Source organism: Caballeronia sordidicola, assembly GCF_000729995.1.
In the GTDB taxonomy this organism is placed as follows: Bacteria; Pseudomonadota; Gammaproteobacteria; order Burkholderiales; family Burkholderiaceae; genus Caballeronia; species Caballeronia sordidicola_A.
The window spans coordinates 245340-271506 of sequence record NZ_JNFG01000199.1 but is presented as its reverse complement, the minus strand read 5'-3'; the positions used below and the strand labels follow the sequence as shown (position 1 = coordinate 271506).

At 58.4% G+C, this 26167-nt stretch carries 26 protein-coding genes and 1 pseudogene; 18 read left to right on the top strand and 9 right to left on the bottom strand.

Annotation, left to right across the window (positions count from 1 at the left end):
* Positions 1-171: 171 nt before the first annotated feature.
* Entirely contained in the window at positions 172-1209 is a 1038-nt protein-coding gene (gene pstS / locus FH08_RS0135935; RefSeq protein WP_051888787.1) for a phosphate ABC transporter substrate-binding protein PstS, read from the top strand.
* A gap of 134 nt (positions 1210-1343) precedes the next feature.
* On the opposite strand, the gene FH08_RS53720 is transcribed toward pstS, so the two are convergent.
* Entirely contained in the window at positions 1344-1523 is a 180-nt protein-coding gene (locus FH08_RS53720; RefSeq protein WP_235210606.1) for a hypothetical protein, read from the bottom strand.
* 232 nt (positions 1524-1755) lie between these two features.
* On the opposite strand from FH08_RS53720, the gene FH08_RS53715 reads away from it, so the two are divergent.
* Both FH08_RS53715 and FH08_RS0135920 read left to right on the top strand, forming a co-directional pair.
* Positions 1756-2319 (top strand): LysR substrate-binding domain-containing protein, encoded by a 564-nt coding sequence (locus tag FH08_RS53715; protein ID WP_326929002.1) that lies wholly within the window; start codon positions 1756-1758, stop codon positions 2317-2319.
* Between the two features lie 148 nt (positions 2320-2467).
* Positions 2468-4048 carry a methyl-accepting chemotaxis protein gene (locus FH08_RS0135920; RefSeq protein WP_035568282.1) on the top strand — a complete coding sequence of 527 codons (1581 nt, stop codon included), beginning with the start codon at positions 2468-2470 and terminating at the stop codon, positions 4046-4048.
* Here the strand turns inward: FH08_RS0135920 and FH08_RS54495 are convergent.
* Both FH08_RS54495 and FH08_RS0135915 read right to left on the bottom strand, forming a co-directional pair.
* Positions 4045-4392 (bottom strand): hypothetical protein, encoded by a 348-nt coding sequence (locus FH08_RS54495; RefSeq protein WP_419178040.1) that lies wholly within the window; start codon positions 4390-4392, stop codon positions 4045-4047. The two genes, FH08_RS0135920 and FH08_RS54495, sit on opposite strands and share 4 nt — an antisense overlap.
* On the bottom strand, positions 4389-5324 hold the full coding sequence (locus FH08_RS0135915; protein ID WP_031362970.1) for a substrate-binding domain-containing protein: 936 nt from the start codon (positions 5322-5324) through the stop codon (positions 4389-4391). The genes FH08_RS54495 and FH08_RS0135915 overlap by 4 nt, the downstream gene beginning before the upstream one ends.
* A 194-nt stretch (positions 5325-5518) precedes the next feature.
* Here FH08_RS0135915 and FH08_RS0135910 point away from each other — a divergent pair, with 194 nt between their 5' ends.
* The 3 genes from FH08_RS0135910 to FH08_RS0135900 all read left to right on the top strand — a co-directional run bounded on the left by FH08_RS0135910 (position 5519) and on the right by FH08_RS0135900 (position 9013).
* Positions 5519-6271, top strand: coding sequence for an IS6 family transposase (locus tag FH08_RS0135910; RefSeq protein WP_051888786.1), 753 nt, complete (start codon positions 5519-5521; stop codon positions 6269-6271).
* Positions 6272-6518: 247 nt separating this feature from the next.
* Positions 6519-7913, top strand: coding sequence for an ISNCY family transposase (locus FH08_RS0135905; protein ID WP_031362968.1), 1395 nt, complete (start codon positions 6519-6521; stop codon positions 7911-7913).
* Between the two features lie 617 nt (positions 7914-8530).
* Complete coding sequence (locus tag FH08_RS0135900) at positions 8531-9013, top strand: RidA family protein (protein ID WP_035568280.1); 483 nt, start codon at positions 8531-8533, stop codon at positions 9011-9013.
* 62 nt (positions 9014-9075) lie between these two features.
* Here FH08_RS0135900 and FH08_RS0135895 read toward each other — a convergent pair whose 3' ends face one another.
* On the bottom strand, positions 9076-9807 hold the full coding sequence (locus FH08_RS0135895) for a porin (RefSeq protein ID WP_051888785.1): 732 nt from the start codon (positions 9805-9807) through the stop codon (positions 9076-9078).
* A 53-nt stretch (positions 9808-9860) separates the two neighbouring features.
* A pseudogene (locus FH08_RS50845) lies at positions 9861-10060 on the bottom strand (IS5/IS1182 family transposase); the annotation flags it as partial.
* A gap of 80 nt (positions 10061-10140) precedes the next feature.
* On the opposite strand from FH08_RS50845, the gene FH08_RS0135890 reads away from it, so the two are divergent.
* On the top strand, positions 10141-10713 hold the full coding sequence (locus FH08_RS0135890) for an AAA family ATPase (protein ID WP_051888784.1): 573 nt from the start codon (positions 10141-10143) through the stop codon (positions 10711-10713).
* Between the two features lie 191 nt (positions 10714-10904).
* Here FH08_RS0135890 and FH08_RS0135885 read toward each other — a convergent pair whose 3' ends face one another.
* Complete coding sequence (locus FH08_RS0135885; RefSeq protein ID WP_031362964.1) at positions 10905-11714, bottom strand: isocitrate lyase/PEP mutase family protein; 810 nt, start codon at positions 11712-11714, stop codon at positions 10905-10907.
* A gap of 91 nt (positions 11715-11805) precedes the next feature.
* Here FH08_RS0135885 and FH08_RS0135880 point away from each other — a divergent pair, with 91 nt between their 5' ends.
* A complete protein-coding gene (locus tag FH08_RS0135880; RefSeq protein WP_051888783.1) occupies positions 11806-12726 on the top strand; it encodes a LysR family transcriptional regulator in 921 nt (306 codons plus the stop codon).
* A gap of 242 nt (positions 12727-12968) precedes the next feature.
* Here the strand turns inward: FH08_RS0135880 and FH08_RS0135875 are convergent, their stop codons facing one another.
* Complete coding sequence (locus FH08_RS0135875) at positions 12969-13427, bottom strand: Lrp/AsnC family transcriptional regulator (RefSeq protein ID WP_031362962.1); 459 nt, start codon at positions 13425-13427, stop codon at positions 12969-12971.
* Between the two features lie 124 nt (positions 13428-13551).
* On the opposite strand from FH08_RS0135875, the gene FH08_RS0135870 reads away from it, so the two are divergent.
* Together FH08_RS0135870 and FH08_RS50840 are read left to right on the top strand one after the other, a co-directional pair.
* The gene (locus tag FH08_RS0135870) at positions 13552-14082 is read left to right on the top strand and encodes an RBBP9/YdeN family alpha/beta hydrolase (RefSeq protein ID WP_031362961.1); all 531 of its coding nucleotides are present in this window, start codon (positions 13552-13554) and stop codon (positions 14080-14082) included.
* A gap of 211 nt (positions 14083-14293) precedes the next feature.
* Entirely contained in the window at positions 14294-14497 is a 204-nt protein-coding gene (locus FH08_RS50840) for a DUF1737 domain-containing protein (RefSeq protein WP_075583433.1), read from the top strand.
* A 228-nt stretch (positions 14498-14725) separates the two neighbouring features.
* Here the strand turns inward: FH08_RS50840 and FH08_RS49765 are convergent, their stop codons facing one another.
* Together FH08_RS49765 and FH08_RS0135860 are read right to left on the bottom strand one after the other, a co-directional pair.
* Positions 14726-15574 (bottom strand): hypothetical protein, encoded by an 849-nt coding sequence (locus tag FH08_RS49765; protein ID WP_051888782.1) that lies wholly within the window; start codon positions 15572-15574, stop codon positions 14726-14728.
* A 189-nt stretch (positions 15575-15763) separates the two neighbouring features.
* The gene (locus FH08_RS0135860; RefSeq protein ID WP_031362959.1) at positions 15764-16696 is read right to left on the bottom strand and encodes a LysR family transcriptional regulator; all 933 of its coding nucleotides are present in this window, start codon (positions 16694-16696) and stop codon (positions 15764-15766) included.
* A gap of 131 nt (positions 16697-16827) precedes the next feature.
* Here FH08_RS0135860 and FH08_RS0135855 point away from each other — a divergent pair, with 131 nt between their 5' ends.
* The 8 genes from FH08_RS0135855 (at position 16828) to FH08_RS0135820 (ending at position 26036) form a co-directional block, all read left to right on the top strand.
* Entirely contained in the window at positions 16828-17691 is an 864-nt protein-coding gene (locus FH08_RS0135855; protein WP_031362958.1) for an amidohydrolase family protein, read from the top strand.
* A gap of 170 nt (positions 17692-17861) precedes the next feature.
* On the top strand, positions 17862-19163 hold the full coding sequence (locus FH08_RS0135850) for a dicarboxylate/amino acid:cation symporter (RefSeq protein WP_031362957.1): 1302 nt from the start codon (positions 17862-17864) through the stop codon (positions 19161-19163).
* A gap of 112 nt (positions 19164-19275) precedes the next feature.
* The gene (locus tag FH08_RS0135845; RefSeq protein WP_031362956.1) at positions 19276-20373 is read left to right on the top strand and encodes a porin; all 1098 of its coding nucleotides are present in this window, start codon (positions 19276-19278) and stop codon (positions 20371-20373) included.
* A gap of 97 nt (positions 20374-20470) precedes the next feature.
* On the top strand, positions 20471-21496 hold the full coding sequence (locus FH08_RS0135840; protein ID WP_031362955.1) for an amidohydrolase family protein: 1026 nt from the start codon (positions 20471-20473) through the stop codon (positions 21494-21496).
* Between the two features lie 2 nt (positions 21497-21498).
* Positions 21499-22182 (top strand): 4-carboxy-4-hydroxy-2-oxoadipate aldolase/oxaloacetate decarboxylase, encoded by a 684-nt coding sequence (gene ligK, locus FH08_RS0135835; protein ID WP_031362954.1) that lies wholly within the window; start codon positions 21499-21501, stop codon positions 22180-22182.
* Between the two features lie 13 nt (positions 22183-22195).
* The gene (locus tag FH08_RS0135830; RefSeq protein WP_031362953.1) at positions 22196-22903 is read left to right on the top strand and encodes a substrate-binding domain-containing protein; all 708 of its coding nucleotides are present in this window, start codon (positions 22196-22198) and stop codon (positions 22901-22903) included.
* 363 nt (positions 22904-23266) lie between these two features.
* Positions 23267-24496 (top strand): HAMP domain-containing protein, encoded by a 1230-nt coding sequence (locus tag FH08_RS0135825; protein ID WP_031362952.1) that lies wholly within the window; start codon positions 23267-23269, stop codon positions 24494-24496.
* A 340-nt stretch (positions 24497-24836) separates the two neighbouring features.
* Positions 24837-26036 (top strand): NnrS family protein, encoded by a 1200-nt coding sequence (locus FH08_RS0135820; RefSeq protein ID WP_031362951.1) that lies wholly within the window; start codon positions 24837-24839, stop codon positions 26034-26036.
* Positions 26037-26167 lie beyond the last annotated feature (131 nt).

Below are 26167 nucleotides of genomic sequence, written 5' to 3'. Positions count from 1 at the left end.
TGACACTTTCACCTTCCTTGACTGAGGCTATTGCTCACGTATTCATGAGCCGTAAACGCTTGCGGGTACAGCGAAAAAGCGTACGCAGACGCAATCTCCTCTCACGACGTATCTCGTCTCTTGGCTCGCGCCGCTCAACGATGTCACACAACAATTCGAAGGGAGATAGTCGTGAGACCTTTTCTACTGTTGATTGGCGCTTTGGTTGGCGGGTCACTCGTCGTCGCGGTCCAAGCCGCCGACATTACTGGCGCTGGCAGCACGTTCGCGGCTCCTCTTTACTTCAGGTGGGCCGCCGAGTACCAGAAGGCCGGCGGAGGCAAGGTGCTCTACCATAGCGTTGGCTCATCAGATGGCCTCAAACAGATCCTTGCAAAGGAGGTCGACTTTGCGGGCTCGGACGCGCCACTTACCGACGATGAACTAACGAAGGATGGGTTGCTGCAATTCCCGACCGTTGTCGGGGGTGTGGTACCCGTCGTCAACCTTCCCGGCATCAAGGCGGGCGAGTTGACGCTGTCAGGTCCGTTGCTTGGCGACATTTTCCTCGGCAAGATCCAATACTGGGACGACCCGGCAATTGCTCAGTTGAATCCGAAAATCAAAATGCCCGATACCCCCATTGCCGTGGTGCGTCGCCAGGATGGGTCGGGCACAACCCTCATCTGGACGCACTATCTCGCGCAGGTTAGTCCCGAGTGGAAAAGCAAGGTTGGAGAGGGCACTAGTGTGCGCTGGCCGCGTGGATTAGGCGGCAAAGGAAATGAAGGCGTGGCCACCTACGTCGGGTATCTTCCCGGCGCGATAGGTTATGTCGCATGGGACTTCACGAAGCAAAACCATATGACATACGTGGCCATGAAAAATGCGTCGAGCGCCGCTGTCGAACCCAGTGCGCGGACCTTCAAAGCGGCGGTCGCAGACGCTGATTGGTCAGGATCGCACAACCAATTCCTGACCAATCAACCGGGCAAGGATGCATGGCCAATTATCGGCGCTACGTATGTGTTGTTGCGTATGACGCAGGACCAGTCATACCGCGGCGAGGAAACGCTCAAGTTCTTCGACTGGGCGTTCAAGAGCGGGGGGCAGGCTGCGGAAGACCTGGACTACATCTCACTTCCGGTCTCGGTTGAAACGGAAATCCGCTCGCAATGGCGCACAGGAGTGAGCGCTATTCCTTCGCGCAAATTCGTCGCCGGGCAATGATTCGACAGCCCTTGCGCGTGTATTCACTTGCAGGGAGGCGTATGAGACAGCGACATGCGTTTTCGATCCACCTGTGCGAGGAATTCGCGGTGCTCGTTGCAGGTATTTTGCTTGGCCATCTATAGCGTGCCTGGTCAGATGTCCGTATCAGTTTGCGCGTGGTTGAGGAAGCATCCCGTGAACATCGTCAGTCCCAGAAACGCGAATGCCTCGGTCAGATGCTCGTCGCCCCAGCCGGCCTTTTGAGCGGCTTTCCATGTGGCGTCGGTGACCTTTCCCGAATTCGCAGCGGCTTGCCTGACCACGTGGGTCAACGCGTCGGTCCTGGCGTCTCCCGTGGATGTGCTAGTCCGCAGCGCGGTTACCTGGATGTCTGTTCAACCGCTCATGCCGGCGAATCGACTGGCTATACCAATCATGTAGTCGTTCCCGACTGTGACCGCAGTTGCAAGATTTAGCGCCCCGCCCGCGCTTGACCAGATTCTCGAGATCGGGCGGCTCCATGCAGATGAGCAGGCACCGCCCGGCTCGGTTCGCGTCGCCGCGATGGCTCGCCCGTTCGAACTCCTCGGGATGGAATGGCTGGTCGAGTTTTACGCGCGCTATCCACACATCAGCCTCGAGTTCCTGCTCGACGATACGCCGACAGACCTGATCTCCGAGCGCATAGACCTGGCCCTGCGCATGGGCATTGAGACTGGTAGCGGCTTCAAGGTACGTCGGCTCGCGCCGAGTGCAATGATCCTGGCCGTAAGTCCGGCCTATCTGGAACGGCGCGCTGCGCCACGCACGCTGCATGAACTGGCCGAACCATGCAATTCGATAGTACGGATGTCCAGCAGAGGGTCCATCGTTATGCGGAGGAGGTCATTGCGCCAGGGTCGCCTTACTGGGAGGCGCGCAAAAAATATGTCGAGCTGGGGTTTGGCTGTCGACGGGCTTGTTCCCAGGAGGCGGTGGTTAGTATCTCGGGTTAGGGAGCTGACGAATGCACTCGTTGCTTCCTCCGTAGATGCGCGCTGGCCGTATACCCCAGCCAGCAATGCATCTATCGATCACACTCGCCGTTACATCAACCGGAGAAAAAGGCCTCCGTCCGAGGCGGCTTAAGGATATCCCTACCTCCAATTCAGGAACGACTCATCGAATGGTGTCTTCAGCGGTCGGAGTTTGCAGCCGTATACCTGTAGTGCGCGAACTCTGATAGTCCCTATTGTCGGCGGATATTTTTCCCTTAAGGTTATTGAAGAAACTGACTATGCCAACGTTTATTTCCAACCTTCCCATTGCCAAGCGACTGGCTGCAGGATTTGTTGTGGTATTGATTATGTCGATGATCAGCATCGTCATAGGGCTTGCCCGCCTGTCCTCTGTGGCGCAAGCAACCCGCGATCTGGTTGCCAATCCAATACAGACCGAGCGGCTTGTCAACGACTGGTCACGCAATATCAATACCGCGGTGACCCGCACGACCGCGATTGCCAAGAGCGCTGACCCTGGCCTTGCCAGTTACTTTGTGGAAGAAGCAATGGCTTCTTCCACGGTGTCAGGAGCGTTACAAAAGTCAATAGAAGCTTTGATGATCTCTGACGAGGAAAAGACCTTGTTTGGCGCAATTGGTGAACAGCGCAAAATTTTTATCTCTACCCGCGACCAGATTTATGCACTGAAAAAATCGGGCAAAGCCGAGGAGGCGAACCAATTGCTAGAGCAAGAGTTCATACCCGCGTCCAGGCTCTTCGTGACGAAGGTTGACGCTTTAGTGAAGCAGCAGCGCGCAGAAATTGACAAGGTGGCCACGCAGATTGAGGCCAACTACGAATTCAGCCGCACACTGATGATCGCTCTTGGAGTGGTCAGCCTGCTGCTGAGCGTGCTGTGTGCGTGGCTGATCTCCGGCAGCATCACCAGGCCGCTGCTGAAAGCCACCGGGGTAGCCCGCCAGGTCGCCGAAGGTGATTTGACCGCCCGTATTGATAATCACAGCACCGACGAAGTGGGCCTGTTGCTCAACAGCCTGAGAGACATGCAAACCAGTCTCGTGCGCGTTGTCTCCGACGTACGTTCCGGCTCGGAAAACGTGGCCACCGCCAGTGCCGAAATCGCCCAGGGCAACGACGACCTCAGCGCCCGCACTGAAAGTCAGGCCAGCGCCCTGGAAGAAACCGCCGCCTCCATGGAAGAGCTCAGTTCCACCGTGCGCCAGAACGCCGAGAATGCCCGCCAGGCGAACCAGTTGGCCATGAACACGTCTGACGTCGCCATACAGTGTGGCGGAGTCGTCAATCAGGTCGTGGAAACCATGAAAGGTATCAACGACAGTTCCAGGAAAATCTTCGACATCATTGGCGTCATCGACGGCATCGCCTTCCAGACCAACATCCTGGCCTTGAACGCTGCGGTGGAATCAGCCCGTGCCGGTGAGCAGGGTCGCGGCTTCGCGGTAGTGGCCAATGAAGTGCGCAGCCTGGCCGCACGTTCCGCCGACGCGGCCAAGGAAATCAAAAAGCTCATCAGCGCCAGCGTGGAACGCGTAACTCAGGGTTCGGCCCAGGTCGAGCAGGCCGGCCTCACCATGACCGAAGTCGTCCGCTCCATCCGCCGCGTCACCGACACCATGGGCGAGATCAGTGCCGCCAGCAACGAACAATCCCTGGGCGTGGCCCAGGTCGGCGAGGCTGTCACCCAGATGGACGAGGCCACCCAGCAAAACGCCGCGCTGGTGGAAGAAATGACCGCCGCGGCCAACAGCCTGCGCGACCAGTCCCACGAACTAGTGCAAGTGGTCTCGATCTTCAAGCTCGACGGCGGCGCAGGTCTTGCCACGTCGCTGGGTTAAGGGAAATGAGACGACAGTCTTGGGCGTGCTCGACATAGCCGACGAGCCACGCCGGAGTGGATTGAGCGAGGCCAACGCCTCGCGCAGCAGATCCGGTAAATATCGGTCAGGCTACCCTCAACGTGCAGGACTCCGATCTGGTGCCGGTCGTTGTCACAGTAATAAATGGGGAACTCCCTGACGACCGCATCTTTGACCTGTACTGAACCTCGGGAAACCTTGAACGGACTGGTGACGTATGTTTCGCGGACTTCGACATAGCGTATCAATGGCAGATGCAGCATGCCGTCGAGCTGATCCGGGTGAGATGACCGTCGTGCGAAAAGCTGTTCTGGAGTGCTTATCGGGTGTAATTTTCCAACACCGCACGGATCGCCGGATCATTCAAGTTGTCCGGCGTTACCGTGACCACGTTGACAAAAACTTTGGGGCGCGGCGGACGGCCTCGCAAGGCCCCAACCAATGCTTCCAGCGCAAGATAGCCCATGCGGTAAGGGTCTTGCAATATATCAACATACACGATGCCACGTCTGAGTCCATCCATGAATTCTGGACGCCAGTCGAATACGACCAGACGCGGGCGATCTCCGATCGACCGGGCGTCAATAACCCGCAAGGCGCCGTAGGCGATTGGCTCAGCGGGTGCAAAAACGGCATCGAGGTGACCCGGATAGGCGTTCAACGCCTTGGCGGTCAAGCTCTCCGCTTCACGGGGCCGGTAACCCACATAGATATCGATAACCACATTCCATCCCTCTTCCCGTGCCACGCTTATGAACCCGTTTTCTCTCGCGGTCGTGGAGCTGATGTTCGGTGCGAGCCGCAACACTGCTACCTTGGCGCCCTTGCGAAGGACGGGGACAAGGCTGAGCGCAGCCTTTCTACCTGCACCAAAATTGTCCGTATAGACGGTCGAAATGCCGTCGTAGTCAGCGCTGTCCCTATCGACGAGAACTACCGGGACGGAGATCGATACCGGGGTTTTGCCCACCAGCGGTTCCGGTGCCAGCACGACCCCAGCCACGCCCTGCTGCACCAGGTAGTCGATGATGTGCAACTGGAGATTCGACGTGTCGAGCGACGTCCCATCCGATGGGTTGCGAATCAGGAGCTGGACATGCTGATCGTGAGCCGCCTGTTCAATTCCCTTGATCATCGCTTGGTAGAAGAGAAGTGATGACCCCGGCAGGACGACACCGATTGTGGTCTCTTTCGCAATCAATTCGGTCCCGGTCAAAGCGGAAAGAAGGAAGAGAAACAATAGGATCTTGCGCATGGCGACTGACCATCCTTATCAAAATCGATCGGACCTGGTTTCGCTTGGGGAGGAAGATTCCCTCAGGACGATACCTCGTTCGAGGAGAGCAGCCACAACCAGGCTACCTCGCACAAGTATACGGCGGAGCAGAACCTTCGAAGGTATTGTCACGTCGTTGGCATGTTGCCGGAAATGCAGCGACAATTGTGGGCATGACACGAACTGCTCTCCAACACAACGCACCTGCCAACGACCCCATCTTCTATGCCGGCTACCGGTTCCCACCCGATGTGATCAGTTATGCGGTGTGGCTGTACTATCGTTTTCCGTTGAGCCTGCGCATGGTCGAGGAGTTGCTGGCTGCCCGGGGCATTGACCTGACGTACGAGACGGTGCGACGCTGGTCAGTGAAGTTCGGCCTGTGCATTGCCCGGCGCATCCGGTCCACTGCTCTCGAGCGAGGCGACAAGTGGCACCTCGACGAAGTGGTAGTCACCATCAACGGCAAGAAGCACTGGCTGTGGCGGGCGGTGGACCAGCACGGCGCAGTGCTCGACGTGCTGGTGCAAAGCCGGCGCCACAGGCATGCGGCACGGCGGTTGATGCGCAAGCTGCTCAGGAAGCACGGACGCGCACCGCGCGTTCTGATCACCGACAAGCTCAGGAGCTACGCTGCTGCGAACCGGGACCTTGGGCTGAACGTTGAGCATCGCCAACACAAGGGATTGAACAACCGGGCCGAGAACTCGCATCAGCCAACGCGGGTGCGCGAGAAGGTGATGCGCCGCTTCAAATCAGCGCGCCACCTGCAGCGGCTTACCTCGGTCCATGATCAGGTGGCAAACCTGTTCATGCACTGCCGCTACAACACGAACGCGCAAGAGAAGCGGGCCGAACGCACGCAAGCCTTCGAGGCGTGGGAGGCCGTGACCGGGCATTCGATGTTGGGTCGTCTTGCCGCGTAACACAGGATTCCATACGTTCTATGATTTCACTCGCACGACCATCAACAATGTGACAGTACCGCTGGAATACCTTGGACATGTTGTATTTTACATAATACAAATTATCAACTTTTAAGATCTAAGGGCAAAGTAGTAATGTCGTACTTAGGCAAAGTTCAAATGTCGTAGCTGAGCCAATTTCGGATCATGCTGGATACCGGTTCTCAGGCTGCCGGAGTCCATCGTGACGCTTACCGGGAAGATCACCATGACGATGCGTGAGCTGGATCGGCTCAAGGTTATTGAGGCCGTGATCGAAGAACGGCTGATGCCCTGGCGTGCCGCTGAGCGGCTCGGTATCAGCCGGCGTCAGGTGGAACGGCTGACGGGCCGGTATCGAAGCGAAGGCGCCGCCGGTCTGGTTTCCCGCCGTCGTGGTCGATCGAGCAATCATCAGTTACCGGTCGATCTGGGCGCCCAGGCCATGGCGCTGATCCGTGAGCGCTACGCCGACTTCGGCCCGACGCTCGCCTGCGAGAAACTGCGTGAGTGCCACGGGCTGACATTGTCGAAGGAAACGGTGCGCCATCTGATGAGTGATGCCGGGCTATGGGTGCCGCGCCGGCAACGCCCACCCAAGATTTACCAGCCGCGCTCGCGCCGCTCGTGCCTGGGCGAGCTGGTGCAGATCGACGGCTGCGAACACGCCTGGTTCGAAGCACGGGCGCCGCAATGCACGCTGCTGGTGTATGTCGACGATGCGACCAGCCGGCTGATGACGCTGCACTTCACTGCGACCGAGTCGACCTTCAGTTATTTCGAGGCAACGCGCCACTACCTCGCGTCACACGGCAAGCCGGTGGCGTTCTACAGCGACAAGGCGAGCGTGTTTCGCAGCAACCAGTACGCCACGAAGGGCGGAAAGGGAGTCACGCACTTTGGACGAGCGATGTTCGAGCTGAATATTGATACGTGGTGTGCAAACAGCAGCTCGGCCAAGGGTCGCGTGGAGCGGGCGCATTTGACGTTGCAGGACCGGCTTGTGAAGGAGATGCGTCTACGCGGCATCAGCACGATCGAAGCGGCGAATGCCTATGCGCCCTCCTTCATGGCAACCTACAACGCACGCTTTGCGAAACCGCCGCGCAGCAGCTTCGATGCGCACCGGCCACTGCGTGATGATGAAGAGCTCGATGTGATTCTCACCTGGCGCGAGCCGCGACGCGTGACGAAGTCACTGACGGTGCAGTACGACCGCGTGATCTATCTGCTTGGAGATACGCCGGCCAATCGCAAGCTGGTACACCGCTACATCGAGGTCTGGGAGTTTCCGGACGGGCGCATCGAGATTCGGGCAGACGGCATCGCTCTGCCCTATGTGTCCTATGACCGGCTCTCCGAGATCGATCAAGGCGCGGTGATCGATCACAAGCGTCTTGGCCATGCCTTGCAACTGGCCCAGGTGCTTCAGGCACAACGCGATAATCGCCGTGCGTCGGGTTCGCCGTCACGCACGAACCGTGGTGCAGCCGTACGCGAGAAGGAACGACTTCCGGGCACGAAGAAGCAGCGCGAGTTCACGAATGAAGATCTGAATGCGGCGCTCAAGTTGATTGCCGCTAAGCAGGCCAAACCTGCCACTCGACCAAGCAAACCGAAGTAGCGGATTGCAGGAACCGGCTGCGCGAACGTAAGCGCAGTGCCAGTTCAAAACTGTCCTTCAACACCGCGTGCCGTTTTAAACCAGGAGACAGACAGAATCTCGCTGACACACTCCCGGCTACGACATTTGTACTTTGCTGCCGCTACGACATCTGTATCTGGCCTCGACATAAACTCTAAGGGCAATATCCTAATGTCGTGTTTGAGCAAGATAGAAATGTCGTGTTTTGGTGCTGGTGCGATGCCGGGAGCTTCCGATTCAACGATGGGAACTTCGTTCGACCACACTTACGATTGATGCAATGGTCATAGGCGAAAATTGGCGCCGCAATCAACTTTTTTGCGTGGATACATGACTTGAGGTAATGCGTGCTGGCAGGCATCGAACGAAAACTGAGATGCACCCCACCATGCTTACAGCTAACCTGACACATGCTTCGCGCTCATCCGTGCCGTACTTATATTCAATTGTCCGGCGGTATCCGGATCGGCTAACATGAAACCGCGATAGCGGAGATGGATGGCCTGCTAACGGCGACCCTGCGGATTGGCAATTACCGCTCTCTATAGATGACCGGCCGCTAAACCAGCCGGAGATGAGTTTGGACTCTTTGAACAATGACTACTTCAAACACTCAGACAACCGATCAAATTACCCGGCATCGCAATCCTGCTTCCGAAACCGAACCTTGGGCGCGCGAATTCGCCGAGGTAATTGAAATTTCATCGGGAGTCGAGCAAGTTGTGCTGAGTGGCGTCGGTCCTCAGATCGCCGATCCAGAGGCGCAGCCCGACACGTCGTCGGCATATGGGAACACCGCAGTACAGACGTTGAGCGTGCTCACGCAGATCGAGAGAATCCTGAACGCTCGTGGCTACATCATGGCTGATATCGTTTTGATGCAGGCTTTGCTCGTTGCCGACCCGTCGGGTGACGGCTCCGCTGATTTCGCCGGGTTTTCGGAGGTGTACAACCAATTCTTCGGTACAGATGAGCAGCCAAACGTGCCGGCACGCACACGAGCACAGGTTATTCGCCTTGTCCCGCCAGGCTGGCTGGTCGAGATAACGGTAACCGCTTGTCGTGCAGCGTCTCGCTGAGCAGAAAAGTATAAAAAAGTCGAACCCATATTTGCCTGCAATGATGGGTTCGTCGTTGGATATCAGAACTTGTGCACGATACCTAGACGAAATGCCATCTGATTTCGGCCCGATGATGCGCTCGCAATTGCACCGTCGAAAATATCGGCTGTTTTCGCACCTGCAATCGCTCGTTGAAACGATGCCATTGCGTAGACCTCCGTCCGCTTAGAAAGCTTCTTGTCCGCGACCAGCCCCGCAAGGTGATATCCGATGTTTTCGCCCGAATATCCCAACTTGCCGTAGGTGAAAGTGTACTCACCCCCAACGGAAAGCGTCGGTTCGACAACGTAGTTCATCCAGACATCGTAATTGGAGAACGTCACGGTCGATGTCGTGCCGTTTGCGTCGTCGAACAGCGTGCGCGTGTAATCGCCGCCGAAGGTTGCCCAATCGAATCGATAAGAAGCGCCAAGACCGATGATCTGTTGATTCACCGGGTTGCCAACATAGCTGAACAGTCCGGCAGCGCCGATCGCGGCACCGCTTGTGTTGCCAACGAAATCGCCGTCGGGAAAGAGTGTTGCTGGATCCTTCGCGAAGAAATAAGCCCCCGCCAGCAGGAGACGTCCGTTTTGATAGCGTGCACCCGCACTCCACGTGCCGACTGTCGCGACGCCTGGCGCGTTTGAGTTCGTGAGCCCGAGCATGCCCGCGAATGAAACGCCGCGATAATCGACGCTCGTGAATTTCACAGAGTTACTTACGCGGAAAGAGTCGCTGGTGTTATCGATATCGCCTGAGTGAGCGAACATGGGTCCCCACTGACCGTTGAAGCTGGTCGGTTGGACGAAATCGACAATTTCGTCTCACGCATCCGCTGGGGCAAGATCGCGATCTTTTCGTATAGACGCACGGTCTTCACATCGAAACCTATCGGACTCATCCGGTCCGCGGTTGCAATCAGGTCGAGGGATTGCTGAACGCTTTCCTCAATCTGCTGCCGCTTGTCGATCTTGCCGGCCTGTAGTTCCTGTCACGGCTGTTCACAGCCTTAAACTTGCTGCCGGGATTACTCAGAGCGACTCTTACTTGTCTCATTCCGTGCGCTACTTTATGCTTTGGCACCCTAATTCGAGCGCCTGGAAATGATGAGTGAGAGCAGGTTTCTTGACGGTGTTGGATCTTGTAACGCAGCCACTCTCCATATGGTCTGCGGCAAAATTGCCTCGGGCAAGTCCACGCTAACGGCTCGCCTGGTGAATTCTCAGCGGACGGTCTTGATCAGCGAAGACGTATGGATCGCGCGTCTTTATCCGGAAGAAATTCATACGCTGGCAGACTATGTGCGCTGCGCGGGACGCCTCAAGACGGTCCTCACCGAGCACATTCAATCGATCCTCTCGGCCGGGATATCGGTGGTACTGGACTTCCCATTCAACACGGCCAACACTCGTGCATGGGGGCACTCTTTATTTCGGGCCGCCTGCTGCGAACATCAGCTTCACTATCTGGATGTGAGCGATGAGATTTGCAAATCCCGGCTAAGGGTGAGAAACGCGTTGGGCGAACATCCATTCCAGACGACCGAAGCTCAGTATGAGCTGATCACCCGCTATTTCGTCCCGCCCGCGCCAAGCGAAGGATTCAACATCGTGGTGTACGACGAGACAGGGAATGTCCGTTGCCGGAGCGCGCACGACATTGGATTGTCCAGATAGAAGCAAATCCCGATGGCTGCTCCTGGCCGCTCTGGGCTCGACGGCGATCGGCGGCACGGCTTGCGCGGTCTTCCTACCCCGCATGCCATTCTCATTATTAGGGTGTTAAAGCTGCGCGCGGTCGGACCGTGTCGCGAGATAAGTCGCAGCAATTCATCGATCGTCAATGATCAAGGGCCCACCAAAAAGCGTTAATTTGAAAATAACGCATCGACCTGTGAATAGGGCGCGGCACCCTCGAACAGAGGTTCCGATCTACCGTCGGTGAGAAAGTCTGTCACTAGTGTGGACGTGTGCGCCCAAAGACTCTGCGGAATCCACGAGCCAACGCTGACCCGACGCACGCCGAGTGCTGCCAATTCAGTCGCAGGAGGCAGTTCTGGCCACGCAATTACGTTCAGCAACAAGTCAGTTCCCGCCGCAATCTGCTTGATGTCCGCGCGGGCGGCGACGCCTAGCACGAACAATCCGTCCGCCCCGGCGTCGGCATATCGCTTTGCGCGCGCAAGAACTTCAGTAACACGGTCCCCTGTTGGCACCAGACCAAGAGCGTAAACATCGGTGCGTGCATTGATATAAATCCTAACGCCACAGCGTTCGCCCGCCTCTCGCGCTCTTTCGATTTTCCCAGCCAGTACGTCCGGAGTCGAATGTCCGTCCTGGATATTAATGCCGACCGCGCCAGCGTCGATGAACCGGCCGACCGTATTTCTGACGTCTTCAGTTTCGCCGGTGTAGCCGCTTTCGATATCGACGCTAAGGGGCACATTGATTACGCGGGCGATCGCTGCAACGCTTGCAAGATGCTGGCCAAGCGGCATTGCATCTCTGTCACGGTAACCCATCGACCATGCCACGCCGGCGCTCGTGGTCGCGATCGCTGAGGCACCGAGATTCTCAATCAAGCGTGCGCTACCTGCGTCCCAGGCATTCGGTAGTCGAAGGGGACTTGGCCCTTTATGAAGATCGGCGAAGACAACCGCGTTGCTCTGAGGATTCATCATGTTCTCCGTAGAAAACACTGATTTTATTGATCCTCCAACTGGATGATAATAACTACAAATCCAATACATTCATTCTCGGGGAGAACCAATGGAGGAACCATCACTGCACCTTGTGCGCGCATTCGTCACGGTGGTGGAACACCAAAGCTTCGCAAAGGCAGCGAAAGAACTCAGGATGACGCCGTCCTCAGTCAGTCGACTCGTAAAGGCGCTCGAAGAGCAACTGGGCGTCCTGCTTATCAATCGAACGACGAGGGCGATGTCGCTGACCGATGCAGGGCAACGTTATTTTTCGGATTGCGGGGCGGCGTTTGACCTTTTGCGCGGCGCATATGAGCGGACGCGAGACGAGCAGCATTTGCCGCGCGGTACGCTTAAGCTCAGTGTGTCGGTTTCGTTTGGCCGTGAGCAAGTAGTGCCGCATTTGTCAGCGTTCATGCAAGCCTACCCCCAACTCCAGCTCGACCTTCTCATGACAGATCGCTATGTAGACATCGTTGCCGAGGGCGTCGCTGTGGCAATCAGGATTGGTCACCTTCCGGACTCGACATTGATCGCTCGAAAGTTGCTGGAAAACCGCAGAATTCTGGTTGCAGCTCCTTGTTATCTCGAACGACACGGTGCTCCAAAGGACATCGAGGAACTTAATCGACACGAATGTCTAGTCTCAACGGCAAATCACGACGGTCAGATCTGGCGGCTGACTAGCCATGCCGGTGAGCGGTCATTTCATCCGCGCGGACGTACGCGGGCCGACAGCGGTGATGCAGTCAAACGACTATGCGTTGATGGACTTGGCGTCGCCTTTCACTCTGAAGTGACAATGGCCGAGTCAATACGTTCGGGCGAGTTGGTGCAAGTACTGCCGCAATGGACCGGAAAGGAGACCGGTGTCTATTGTGTCTGCCCTCCTCGGCCAATCGGAGCCGCCGCAAAGGCATTCATAGACTTCCTGAGCAGCCGCTGGAACGAATCTCTGCGCTCTGCGCTTATCCGACCCGAAACGTAGTTCGCAATGAGCCGATCAAATGACGGCTTACGTATGAGAGGTGGACACATTCGCCAGAGACGACCCTCGAGCGGATGCTCGCTACGCACGATTTCAACGTCCGATCAGCCCCGAAGTTGTTATCGATTTTGGATTCAGTGCGCTTTACCCGCTGACCTGATACACGCGGAAGCCGCGCCGCTGCCTGCCAGCGGTTCGCAAACCGCCGTCGACGCACGCTCGCATTTGCACATGGTAGCCACTCAACGTTGCGATCCGCATATCGTCTTCGGTGGATAGCTCGCCAGCACGACTGAGGTCGTCACTGGTCCGAATCTGGCCAACGCGTCGATTGCCGCTTCGAGCTGCGTCATCTCCTCGACCACAATGCGAACCATGAAGCAGTCTTCGCCAGTGATCCGGTGCGCCTCGACGATCTCAGCCATCGTTTCGAACGCGCTCAGGCAACGTTTTATCTCAGCGTGGGTTGTGCGGATCCGCACGATCGCTGCGATACCACGGCCCACTAGACCAGGATTGATCCGCGCCGAGTAACCCTCGATTACGCCTTGCTCTTCGAGTCTTTTGATGCGGGCGGTGACAGCCGGCTGTGAAAGTCCAATCTGCTTTCCGAGCTCGGTATTGCTGATGCGCGCATTGCGTTGGAGCACCTCCAATATCCCCCAGTCAAGCCTGTCCAACGTTACCTGCTTTTGTTTCATCTGTACGAACCCCCAACTCCAGTCGATTTGATTGTGCAGCGCCGTTAATTCATTTGATTCTCGATGTTGCCTGAATTCGCGCGCTTTTACACTGGATGCTCATTCAATGATGGAGAACTGGCAGATGGATCACCCCGTTTTCGTTGTCCCCGGCATCGGCAATTCCGGTCGATTGCACTGGCAAAGCGTGTGGCAGACGGCGCATCCAGACTGGCGTCGCCTCGTTGTCGAAGATTGGGATCAGGTCGTATGCGACGATTGGGTATCGGCAATCGAACGACAGGTAGCAGAAAGCGGCGAGGACACCGTCATCGTGGCGCACAGTCTCGGATGCCTGGCGGTCGTGCATTGGGCGGTTCGCCGTTCAACCCGGATCCGTGGCGCGATGCTTGTCGCCGTGCCGGACCCGGCCACATCGGCATTTCCCGCAGCAGACGCAACCGGATTTGCGCCTTTGCCATCGGAGCAGCTACCGTTTCCTACTATCGTTGTATCCAGCTCCAACGACCCCTATTGCGACGCAGACTATGCGCGTCGCTGCGCTAAAGCGTGGGGTAGCGTACTCGTCGAAGCTGGAGCACAGGGGCATCTCAACGCGGATACCGATATGGGCGATTGGCCTGAAGGATTTAGACTGCTGCAAACGCTGGCCTAAGAGGGTTACCGGGATTACGTCCGCCAACGCCCTGTTCATCGCGGGCCCGGGCGGTGGATTGGGCCGGTTCGACCTCACGGAATCCGCCGGTCCTCTACAAAGCCGCCGATCAAAGCGGAGACCCGATGTATTCTGGCGGGGAGGATTGACATTTATATTCAGGCAGCGCTTCGCTGTCACAATGCCGCACATCAAATTTGGGAGCACAGCTATGTCTTCTGAGCCGCCTGACGGCTTGCCACGCTATCGTCTTCTTACCGGAATGGATGACGCTGCTTTCTGCCATAGGGTTTCGGACGCGCTGGCGCTGGGGTATCAACTCTATGGCTCGCCCGCAGCGACTTTCAACGGGAACAACGTGGTCGTTGCACAAGCGATCCTTTGGGGAGCGAGGACTGCGCCTGGGGAATCATGATGTAAGTGGGGTCGTCTCAGAATTCGGAAAAAATCGTACTACAAGGGCCTCCCCGTTGAGCACAAGCTCAAACGCGGTTTTCTGTTGTTGACGAACTGCATTGCTTTGCCAGAGTGACGTGAGAAGGTGAAGGACTGCGGGAGAGCGTGCAAAAGTGGGGGAGATCGGTTTCGTCAGGCCGCCACGGCTTAGTGCAAGGAAGAGTGAACCAAACTGTGGGAGGTCAATTCACGCTGCTCGGCGCGCGTTCGGCGAGTTTGCAACTGCAGAAGTCTCGGTCAACCCGACAAGTTTCTTAACCGAAAATTCTTCGTTGAGAACGGCAACTCTGACTTGCGCCAGACAGTGCGCGCCCTCGTCCGTCCATCGCATTTGTTGCCTCTTCGCCATGCGATGGCTGACCACCAGGTTCACCGCGGACTCTGCAATGCTGCTGCTGATCGGTAGTCCCTTGTGATAGCGCATTGCATAGTTCACCAGCGTACCCGCGTTGTGCCCGATGTAGAAGTACAGGCGGCGCAGGTTCCAGTACAACGTCGAGTGCACATAGCCTTCCCTTGCCAACAGCGTGGCATCCAAGGCTTTGATGCGGAAAACCGATTGCCGGCTCTTTCCATGCCAGACCAGCCACTTGGCGTGATCGATCTCTATCTCTACAGCGATTCGCTCGTGGGGCTCCATCGTCTGGCTTCCTAACACCGAGTTCTTGGCAGCCTTGAACTTCATCGCGATGTGAAACCAGTCCAGGATCCTTCCCCTGGCGAGTTGGTTGCCGTCCACAGCCTTGCCGAATTCGCCAGCGTCATCGCTGATCACGGTGACTCGCTCGTCTGGAGCCACGCCGCTTGCAAAAAGAAATTGGTCCAGCCGCGCGGGCGCCGATGGCACCATCTTATGCACGTACGCGTAGAGACGCGGGGTACGATCAGCAAGAGTTGCACGGCCCGCAACGATGTTGACATGTCGATCCCGAGTCAACTTCTGCGCCCAAGGCGATTTCAGCTCGGCAAGGTCGCGCGCCGCTTTGCGGCTCTTGGGGCTGCTGCTGAAGCTCAGCCAAGCCGAGTCGACGCTCATGCAGCCGACGGTGGTCGATTCGCGAACCTGCTCTGCGCTGACCGCTTTTGGTCCAGACGCGATATCGCGCTCGATCTGCGCGTCCAGCGCCCTACCGATGGCGAGGATCCGACGGCGAGTACTACCGAAGGAAATCCCTTTGGGATGTCGAGTTGACCAAGAGAGCGGACGTGCGACGTAAACGTAGGGTCAGGTAGCAGTGCCGTAGAGCGGCAATATTCTGGATTCGAGCATTGCGATAGCCTGGATTGCGAGTTGCGACAGGGTGTGCTTGCTACTGGTCGCGATCGCAAGACGGCTGAAGAGCGTCGGCTCGGTAATGCGGATTACCTGGAAGCGCCGCTTGAGTGCATCACTGGTCGTCGCGTTAAGTGGAAGTACCGCGTAGCCGATGCCCTCGTCGACGAGATCGAGAATCGAAATCACCGCATCGACCTCCAGTTCGATCCGCAATCTGACGCCTTGCTCCGCGGCAGCCGCCTCAACCATCCGTCTGATCGCGTGCATCCGACCGGGAATCACGAGCGGATAACGCGTGATTTCCCGCAACGGGATCGCCGCTAGCGGCGCGCGCACTGTCTCGTCGTGCGTGGTGCCGTCCGTGCCATTGTCCGGGCCAATCAAAAACAGTTCTTCAGTGAAGACGGTTCGCTTGTCGATCAGCGGTGTATCGAACGTGTCATAGAGCACCGCCACGTCGATACGTCCCATCATCAGCCACTCGACCAGGTAGGTCGACAAGCCTTGCGCAACCGAGATGGTCGCGCCGGGAAACGAAGTGCGAAAACCCCGCACCAATTCATTCGTAGCGACCCTGGCAAAACTCGGCGTAATGCCAATGGCGAAATGGCCGCCAGCTGCGCCGCGCAACGCATCCAGATCCTGCGAGGCGCGCTGAATTTGCTGCAAGATGCCCTTCGCATGCGCGAGCATCCGCTGACCGGCGGGCGTGAGCGATACGCCGCGGCCGTTGCGCTCGAGCAGCGTGTGCCGCAATTCCACTTCCAGGTGCCGCACCAGCCGGCTCAAGGCGGGCTGGTTGGTGTCGAGCGCAATCGCAGCGCGCGTAAAACTGCCGAGTTCGGCGACATGAACGAAGGCCTCCAGCTGCTTCAAGTCCATTTTCCGTGAGCCATGTGAATTTTACATATCAGCTAGTTGAGTATTGAGATTGTAGCGACGCAGGCTCGCGGCCACAATGCGTTCAACCAGAGAAAGCCGCGCCCTGCGGCAATGATATCGAGACGACGCCCATGAAATCCTGCCTGCCGCCCGATCCCCTTCCCGTTCAGCCCGCCCAGCGCCTGCCGGCCGGCGCCTGCGACGCGCACTGCCACGTGTTTGGCCCCGCCGAAGTCTTTCCGTACGCGCCAGAGCGCAGTTACACGCCGCCGGACGCGCCGTTCGAACGCCTGGTTGCGCTGCACGATTTCCTCGGCGCGAGCCGCGGCGTGATCGTGCAGGCAAGTTGCCACGGCACTGACAACACCGCGATGCTGGATGCGATTTCACGCGGCAACGGACGCTATCGCGGCGTCGCGATCGTCGACGGCGCTGTCACCGACGAACAATTGGCCGACCTCGACGCGCGCGGCGTGCGCGGCGTGCGCTTCAATTTCGTTGCACATCTGGGCGGTGCGCCCGACCTCGACGTTTTCGACAGCGTGCTCGAGCGTATCGAGCGGCTCGGCTGGCACGTCGTGCTGCATCTCGACGCGCAGGACATCCTGCAATACGCGGAACGGATCGCACGCATCAAAGTGCCATTCGTGATCGACCACATGGGCCGGGTTCGTGCCGACGCCGGTGTCGATCAGCAGCCGTTCCGCCAGCTTCTGGAATTGATGCGCAATCCGCTCGCATGGGTCAAGGTGTGCGGAGCCGAACGCGTGTCCGCGGGCCACCGTCCATTCGACGATGCAATTCCCTTCGCGCGCACGCTGATCGAAGCCGCGCCCGACCGGGTCCTGTGGGGCACCGACTGGCCGCATCCGAACATCAGCCACGACATGCCGAACGACGGTGAACTGGTCGATTTGCTGTTCCGCTTCTGCCCGGACGCGGCGCTGCGCGAACAACTGCTCGTCACGAACCCGGCACGGCTTTACGGATTCTGAGCGAACCGTTCGCTTCACTCACTTTTGAACTGCCACACCAAGAATGGCAGTCAGGCGGAAATCCCGAATCGACCGGTTTTCCACCACCCTTCCAGTCAGGAGACAAGCATGACCGATACGCATCGCCACGTGGCCCATCCGGCCCATTTGGCTTATCTGGGAGCAGCGCCATGAATGACAGTGCCGTCATGACGCCCCCCGCACGAAGCTCGAAGAAACCGTTCTACCGCACGCTGTATTTCCATTTATTAGTCGCGATCTTTCTCGGCGTACTGCTCGGTCATTTCATGCCGTCGCTCGCCGTGCAGATGAAGCCGCTCGGCGACGCGTTCATCAAGCTCGTCAAGATGGTGATCGGCCCGATCATCTTCTGCACCGTCGTCTCCGGCATGGCCGGCATGGGCGACATAAAGAAGGTCGGGCGTGTCGGCGGCAAGGCGCTGTTGTATTTCGAAATCGTGTCGACACTGTCGCTCGTGATCGGGCTCGTGGCCGGGCATCTGTTTCATCCCGGCACCGGCTTCAATCTGGATCCCGCAACGATCGATACCAAAGCGCTCGCCGGATTCACGACTGCCGCGCATCAACAGAACACGGTCGAGTTTCTGATGCAAATCATTCCCGACACCGTCGTCAGTGCATTCTCGACCGGTAACGTGCTGCAGATTCTCCTGATCTCGGTGCTGTTCGGCGCCGCGCTCGCGGCCACGGGCGAATATGGCCGGCCACTAGTCCGCATGATCGACCGCTTTGCACACACGTTCTTCGGCATCGTCCACATCATCATGAAGGTTGCGGCGATCGGCGCGTTTGGATCGATCGCGTTCACGATCGGCACCTATGGCATCGGCGCCGTACTGCCGCTGCTGAAGCTGATCGGCGCGTTTTACCTGACACTCGCCTTCTTCGTGCTGGTCGTGCTCGGGATCATTTCCCGGTTGCTCGGTTTCAGCATTCTGCGTTTCCTGAGCTATATCCGCGAAGAAGTTCTGATCGTACTCGGCACCAGTTCGTCTGAGGCCGCGCTCCCGCAGATGCTCGAAAAGCTCGAACGGCTCGGGTGCTCGAAATCGGTGGTGGGTCTCGTGATTCCAGCCGGCTATTCGTTCAATCTCGACGGCACCAACATCTATCTGACGATGGCTGTGCTGTTTATCGCGCAGGCGTTCAACATTGAACTCAGCCTCACGCAGCAGCTGACGCTCGTGGGCGTCGCGACGCTGACGTCGAAAGGCGCGAGCGGCGTGGCTGGCGCGGCCTTCGTGATGCTGACCTCGACGCTGCTGGTCTTCCCGATTATCCCGGTGTCCGGAATGGTGCTGATCCTTGGCATTCACCGCTTCATGGGAACGGGGCTCGCGATTGTCAACACCATCGGCAACGGGGTCGCCACCTTGTTGGTGTCCGCGTGGGAGCACGAGCTTGACCGTTCGAAACTGAACGCCGAACTGTCCCGCCGTCACATCGAATGACCGGCTAGCCGGCGGGAAAAACCCTCGTGTGTTTCGCTGTCTGCGTGTGCTGCTCGTGCACGCAGCGGGAGGCGCTCGCGCATAAAACTACAAACTGGTTTGGAGATGAAACATGAAGTCAGCAAAAAACAGCGCAACCCCCAGGCTTCCAAAACTCAACGCCACCCGCCTCGGCACGGCATTGCTCGCGGCAAGCGGGCTTGTCGCACCTGCCGCGTATGCGGACGATTCGCAGGCAGCGGCCGGCGCAGCGTCGATGTCAAGCTCTTCCGTGCAGCTGTATGGGTTGATCGGTATGTATATCGATAGCTCGAAGCTGAGCACCACGCGTTCGAGCACGGTACAGGAAGGCGGCGGCGGAATGACAACTTCTTTTTGGGGCATGCGCGGCAAAGAGGACATTGGTGGCGGCAATGCGGTGTTCTTCGCGCTCGAAAGCTTCTTCAGGCCAAACACGGGGCAGATGGGGCGCAATACGACGGATGGTTTGTTCTCGCGCAACGCCTATGTCGGCTTGACTGGCGCATACGGCACGTTCAAATTTGGTGAACAAACCAATCCGACGTATTTCAATCAGATCCTCGTCAATCCGTTCGGCGGATCGGTGGTGTTTTCGCCATTGATCGTGCAGTCGTACACGGCAAGTTACAACAATACGCAAATCGGCGACACCGTTTGGGCAAACGCCGTCGAATATGTTTCGCCCAACTATGGCGGACTCACCGGCACGGCGATCTACGGCGTCAGCAGCACTACGGGTCAGCAGGGGAAGGACAATATTGGTTTGCATCTGACATACGTAAGCGGTCCGCTCACAGCCGTGCTCTCGGCGCAGCGTGCACGGGCGGCTGCGGTCGCGCCGTCGAGCGGACAATATCTGTATCTCGCAGGCGCCGCATACGATGCAAAACTCGTCAAGGTCTATGGAGCCGCGCAGATGACCAGTAACAACGATGTCGAGACCGGCTCGCATACGTATGAACTGGGCGTCTCGGTGCCATTGTCCCCGTCGAACCTGATCCTCGCCGAATGGGCGCGCACGAAGCACAGCGCGCCACTGAACCATAGCAACGTGCGCAACACCGGATCTGTCGCATATGAATACATTTTGTCCAAGCGCACGTATGTGTATGCGGTCTATTCCTACGACAAGCTGACGGCCAATCCGTCGGGCAGTACCTACGGTGTCGGCATGCAGCATTCGTTTTAGGACGAGGTGCCTCTGCAGGCGAACAAGGTGTACTAATGAAGTTGGCGCGCATACCACTCGGGTAATCGCGCCGGGAATTCAACTAGTTGGAGCGACGATGATCATCGACATTCACGGCCACTACACCACCGCGCCGAAGGCGCTGGAGGCGTGGCGCAACCGCCAGATCGCTGGCATCAGCAATCCGTCGGAGAGACCGAAGGCGTCCGAATTGCAGATTGGCGACGATGAGCTGCGCGAGTCGATCGAGGGCAACCAGTTAAAGCTCATGCGCGAGCGCGGCCTCGACCTCACCATCTTCAGCCCGCGGGCGAGCTTCATGGCGCATCACATCGGCGACTTTGAAGTTTCCAGCACATGGGCTGCGATCTGCAACGAACTGTGCTTTCGCGTGAGCCAGTTATTCCCCGATCACTTCATCCCCGCCGCAATGCTGCCGCAAAGCCCGGGCGTTGATACGGCCACCTGCATCCCCGAGCTCGTCAAGTGCGTGGAGCAGTACGGCAACGTGGCGATCAACCTGAATCCCGATCCGTCGGGCGGTCACTGGACGAGCCCGCCGCTCTCGGATCGCTACTGGTATCCGATCTACGAGAAGATGGTCGAGTACGACATCCCCGCAATGATCCACGTGAGCACGAGCTGCAACGCGTGTTTTCACACCACGGGCGCGCACTACCTGAACGCGGACACGACCGCCTTCATGCAATGCCTGACCTCGGACCTGTTCCGCGACTTTCCAACCTTGCGCTTCGTGATCCCGCATGGCGGCGGCGCCGTGCCATATCACTGGGGTCGCTTCCGCGGGCTCGCGCAGGAGCTGAAAAAGCCATTGCTGAAAGATCATCTGCTCAATAACGTCTTCTTCGATACCTGCGTTTATCACCAGCCGGGCATCGACCTGCTCACGCGCGTGATTCCCGTGGACAACATCCTGTTTGCGAGCGAGATGATTGGCGCGGTGCGCGGCATTGATCCGGAGACGGGAAACTATTTCGACGACACGAAGCGCTACATCGAGGCCGCGCATATCGATGCCGACGAGCGGTACAAGATTTACGAGGGGAATGCGCGCCGTGTCTACCCGCGCCTCGATGCAGCACTCAGAACGAAAGGACATTGATCATGTATGAGCTTGGAGTCGTGTATCGCAACATTGCGCGAGCGCACAGCGATGCGGCCACCGGACTGGGTGCGCTCGGTTCTGCAACCGTCCACGAGGCCATGGGACGCGTGGGCCTGATGAAACCCTATATGCGTCCAATCTACAACGGCGCGCAGGCGGGGGGAACGGCGATCACGGTCCTGCTTCAGCCGGGCGATAACTGGATGCTGCACGTCGCAGCCGAACAGATTCGGCCGGGCGACGTTGTCGTTGCCGCCGTCACGGCCGATTCCACCGATGGCTTTTTCGGCGACCTGTTGGCGACGAGCTTCAAGGCGCGCGGCGCACGAGGACTCATCATCGACGCAGGCGTGCGCGACGTGCGCGTGCTGGCGCAGATGAACTTCCCGGTGTGGAGCCGCGCGATCTCGTCCAAAGGAACGGTCAAGGCGACGCTCGGGTCCGTGAACATTCCCGTGATATGTGCCGGGGCATTGGTGACGCCTGGCGACGTCGTCGTGGCGGACGACGACGGTGTGGTCGTGGTGCCCGCAGCATGGGCGCAGAAGGTTCTCGAAAAGGCCACCGCCCGAGAAGCCAACGAAGGCGAGAAGCGCGCCAAACTGGCCTCGGGTGTGCTCGGCCTCGATATGTACAACATGCGCGAGCCATTGCAACAGGCCGGTCTGCGCTATATCGACTGATAACGGCGGTCAAATGGTCATTGATCAAAACATGCGCAAGAAGATCACCGGTATTTCATCGATGGCTACGCGTCAGGTGCTGGCAGAATTGGTCGAAGATTATGAGCGACGATCGGGGTGCACGGTGGTCATCGAGTCGGTCGGCGGCGTCGCCGCTGCCCGGCGCGTTCAGGAAGACGAGCAATTCGATATCGTCGTGCTCGCGGCGGACGCGATCGACCGGCTCGCCGTAGGCGGCCTGGTCGATCCGGCCAGTCGGGTCGACCTGGCCCGTTCGGGCGTGGCGATTGCGGTGGCGGCTGGGGCGCCGCGACCCGCAATCGGCTCCGAAGCGGCCGTTCGCGATGCCATTCTGGCCGCGCGCACCATCGGCTATTCGACAGGTCCCAGCGGTTCGCACCTGAGCCGTCTGTTCGAGCGCTGGGGCATTGCTGAAACCATCGCGGCGCGCACCGTGCAGGCACCGCCAGGCGTCCCGGTAGGCACGCTTGTCGCCCGCGGCGATGTCGAGCTTGGTTTCCAGCAATTGAGCGAGTTGATGCATCTACCAGGCATTGATGTCGTAGGCTCTTTGCCATCCGAAATCCAGATCATCACGGTTTTTTCGGCGGCCATATGCACAGCATCCAGACAAAAAGATGCCTCGAGGGCGCTGCTCTCGTTTCTGGCCTCCCCCGAGGCCGGATCCGCCAAGCTTCGTCACGGCATGGAGCCGGCATGACAAGAGATGACCTTGCTTTGAAACTGCCGTGCACGTGACCACGGCGCTCGTTACCAGGCAGGCATCGCGGCTACATGCGTGCGCGAAGCTTCATTGTGACAGCGTGTCCGCGAATGGAATCGTGTTGTGGAGCGGGCAGCTGCCACCCGCTCGGCGTATGGGCGGCGGCCTTGCGCGCCGGCCCCGGCTGCGAGTGCTTTCGAGCGCCGGAGCGTGATCTTCAGTAAGTCCCGCATGTCTTCGTCTCGCATCTAATGGTGTCCCACGCACCGCCATCCTCGCGGTAATCCCGCTGGGACATGTTGAGCGGGCCTACTTAAACGCAGTTGCCCCTTGCGCGACAGCTCATAGAACAAAGGTTGCATGAAACTCGCCACCAAACTCTGGATTTCAACTGCGTTGCTGCTTGTGCTGATTTTTGGCGTCGTCGGCCTGTCGATGTGGCGGTTCGCGAGCATGGAGGCGCAACGGGAAATCGCGCTGAAGATACTGTCGGGCAAAGTGACTGCAGCCTACGCTTGGTCGAAACTCGCGGACACCGCGGCATTGCGCACCCAGGCGATGATTATTAGCGCCGATCCGGCTTTATCAGACGTCTTCAACCACGACAACGCCGCGACAATTTCTCAGATCGTCGGAGTGCAGAAAACGATAGCCACCCTCGCGCACACGCCTGCTGACCGCAAGCAACTCGACACTGTCGCCGAGTTGCGCAAGCAGGTACTGGCAACCCGCGACAAGATCGTGGCAATGCGATCCAACGAGGCCGGGAAGCCGGCGGCGCTTGCCATGTTGAACGAAGAATACGTGCCGATTCAGACTGCTTACGGTAAGGCGATCAGGACATTCGTGGAACTGCAGGAGCAGCAGTTGGCGATGGCCCAGGAAAATTTCGAGCGTCAGCAATACACCATTGTTGCGACAACAGCGATACTGATTGTGATCCTCGCGCTTAGCGTACTTGCCGGTGCTGCTGCACTGATCCGATCAATTCGCAGCCCTTTGCTCGAAGTCAATCAATTAGCGGCGAGAATTGCGCAAGGTGATCTGAGCGCGGAGCTAACGGTATCCCGCGTCGACGAATTTGGCGAGCTGATGGGGTCCGTCCTCGCGATGAATCGCTCGCTGGCGGGCATCGTTCAGCGCATTCGTGCCGCATCCGAAAGTATCGGTACAGCATCCAGCCAGATTGCATCTGGCAATCTTGACCTGTCGCAACGCACCGAGCAACAGGCAGCGTCGCTAGAAGAGACGGCGGCCAGTATGGAAGAGTTGACCGGCACCGTAAGACAGAACACCAACAATGCGCGGCAGGCCGGTGCACTTGCATTGAGTGCTGCGGACACGGCGGCGGCGGGCAACGAAGTTGTGAGCCGTGTTGTCGCCACGATGGCGGAAATCAGCCAGAGTTCGGCAAAGATCGGCGTTGCACTGGCGCTCACGCAGATGGACGAAGTGACCCAACAGAACGCCGCGCTCGTCGAAGAAGCGGCGGCGGCCGCGCAGTCACTCGAAGAACAGGGCCGCGACCTGAAGGCGACCGTCGCCGTGTTCAAAATATCGGACTATAAGCCCCTCCCGAGCAATGAGTGAGCGGTGGCTCGCAGCATGCATAGACCATTTACGACTTCTGTTGCAATAAGGCGATCCACTAGATGTGCGGAACGACATGAACGACTGAAAGCTCGCTGAAGACGTTGAAGCCGGCGGTGGGCCGAGTGCTCAATCGCTTGCATCGACTTCCCCGCGGCATGTAGGCGGCGGCTGCGCACAGCAAGCGACCCATCGGGGCTTTTCGCTGCCGGCTCCAAGACTTGCCAAGTGCCGCCGAAACCATCTGCCTGCAATCGAACTTGAAGCGCGAAGATCTTTCCCCTTCGCAGTCAAATACACATTAAGATATATTTAGAATGCATGCTTTGTAGGAGCTGCAATGAGAGTCACCGAACCAGTCGCCGACCCACCACACCAAGAAGCATCAGACTTGGCAGTCCTTCGGCTCGGATTTCGACCGTTCTACCTTGGCGGGGCCTTCTTCGGCTCGCTTGCCATCGCGTTCTGGGTGTTCGCCCTTCACGGCTATTTAGTCGCAGGTCGTTCTGCAGCCCTGAGTGGCCTCCTCTGGCATGCTCACGAAATGATCTTCGGCTTTGTTGCCGCAATCGTGGTGGGCTTCCTGCTGACAGCCGTGCGCGCGTGGACCTCGCTCGACACGCCACGAGGCTCGTCGCTCGCGTGGCTCTGGCTCCTTTGGGCGGCTGGGCGTGTACTGGTCTGGACCGGCCCGGAGCCCGTCGCAGCAGTCGTGGATTGCGCCTTCCTGCCGATCGTTGCCGTCGTGTTGTTGCGGGTGTTGATCGCCGCAAATAATCGTCGCAACTTATTCCTGCCTGTTGCGTTGGCGCTCTTCGGGGTATTAAACGCACTTTTCCATTGGTGGGCGTGGCAAGGCCGTGGCGACCTCGCATTGCGCGACGCATACGCCTCGGTTGGACTCGTGGTTATGTTTGTCACTGTAATCGCGGGGCGCGTGGTACCGATGTTCACGGCGAATGCCATTCCCGGTTTCTCAATAAAACGCTGGAAACTGATCGAGACCCTCGCCGCGCCGGTCGTCGTAATCACCTTTCTCGCCGATGCGCTCCCGACACCGCCCTTGCTGATCGCGGCATGCGCGTGCACTGCGGCGGTAGTTCATGGCGTCAGGGCCGCGGGATGGCGCTCGTGGCGACTCGGAATGCGGCCCATTCTCTTGATCCTGCATGTCGCCTATGTGTGGATCCCCGCAGGATTCGTCATGCTCGCGCTGGCAGCCCTTGGCGCCGTGCCGCACACGCTTGCGCTCCACGCGTTCAGCGTCGGTGCGATTGGCTGCGCCATCATCGCGATGATCACCCGTACCGCGCTCGGACATACCGGCCGGCCGATTGTTGCGGGCCGGGCGGAGATCGCGAGCTACGGATTAATCATCGCAGCAGGCCTTCTGCGCGTCTTCGGACCGTGGCTGGGAGGCGGCACGGCGCAAGTCTGGATCGACACAGCGGGGCTGTGCTGGTTCGCGGCACTAGTCATTTATTTGCTGAAATACGTGCCCTATCTGATCGCGCCACGAGTTGATGGAAAGCCTGGTTAACACCCCCGAAACGATACTTTACATTAAATCACGTTGTGATATATAGACACGCCAGCGATGGCGAGACGCGGTTGGTAACGGATCGTTAGCGACTTGACATAGGTCAAACGAAGGTACCCGGTACGGAGCGA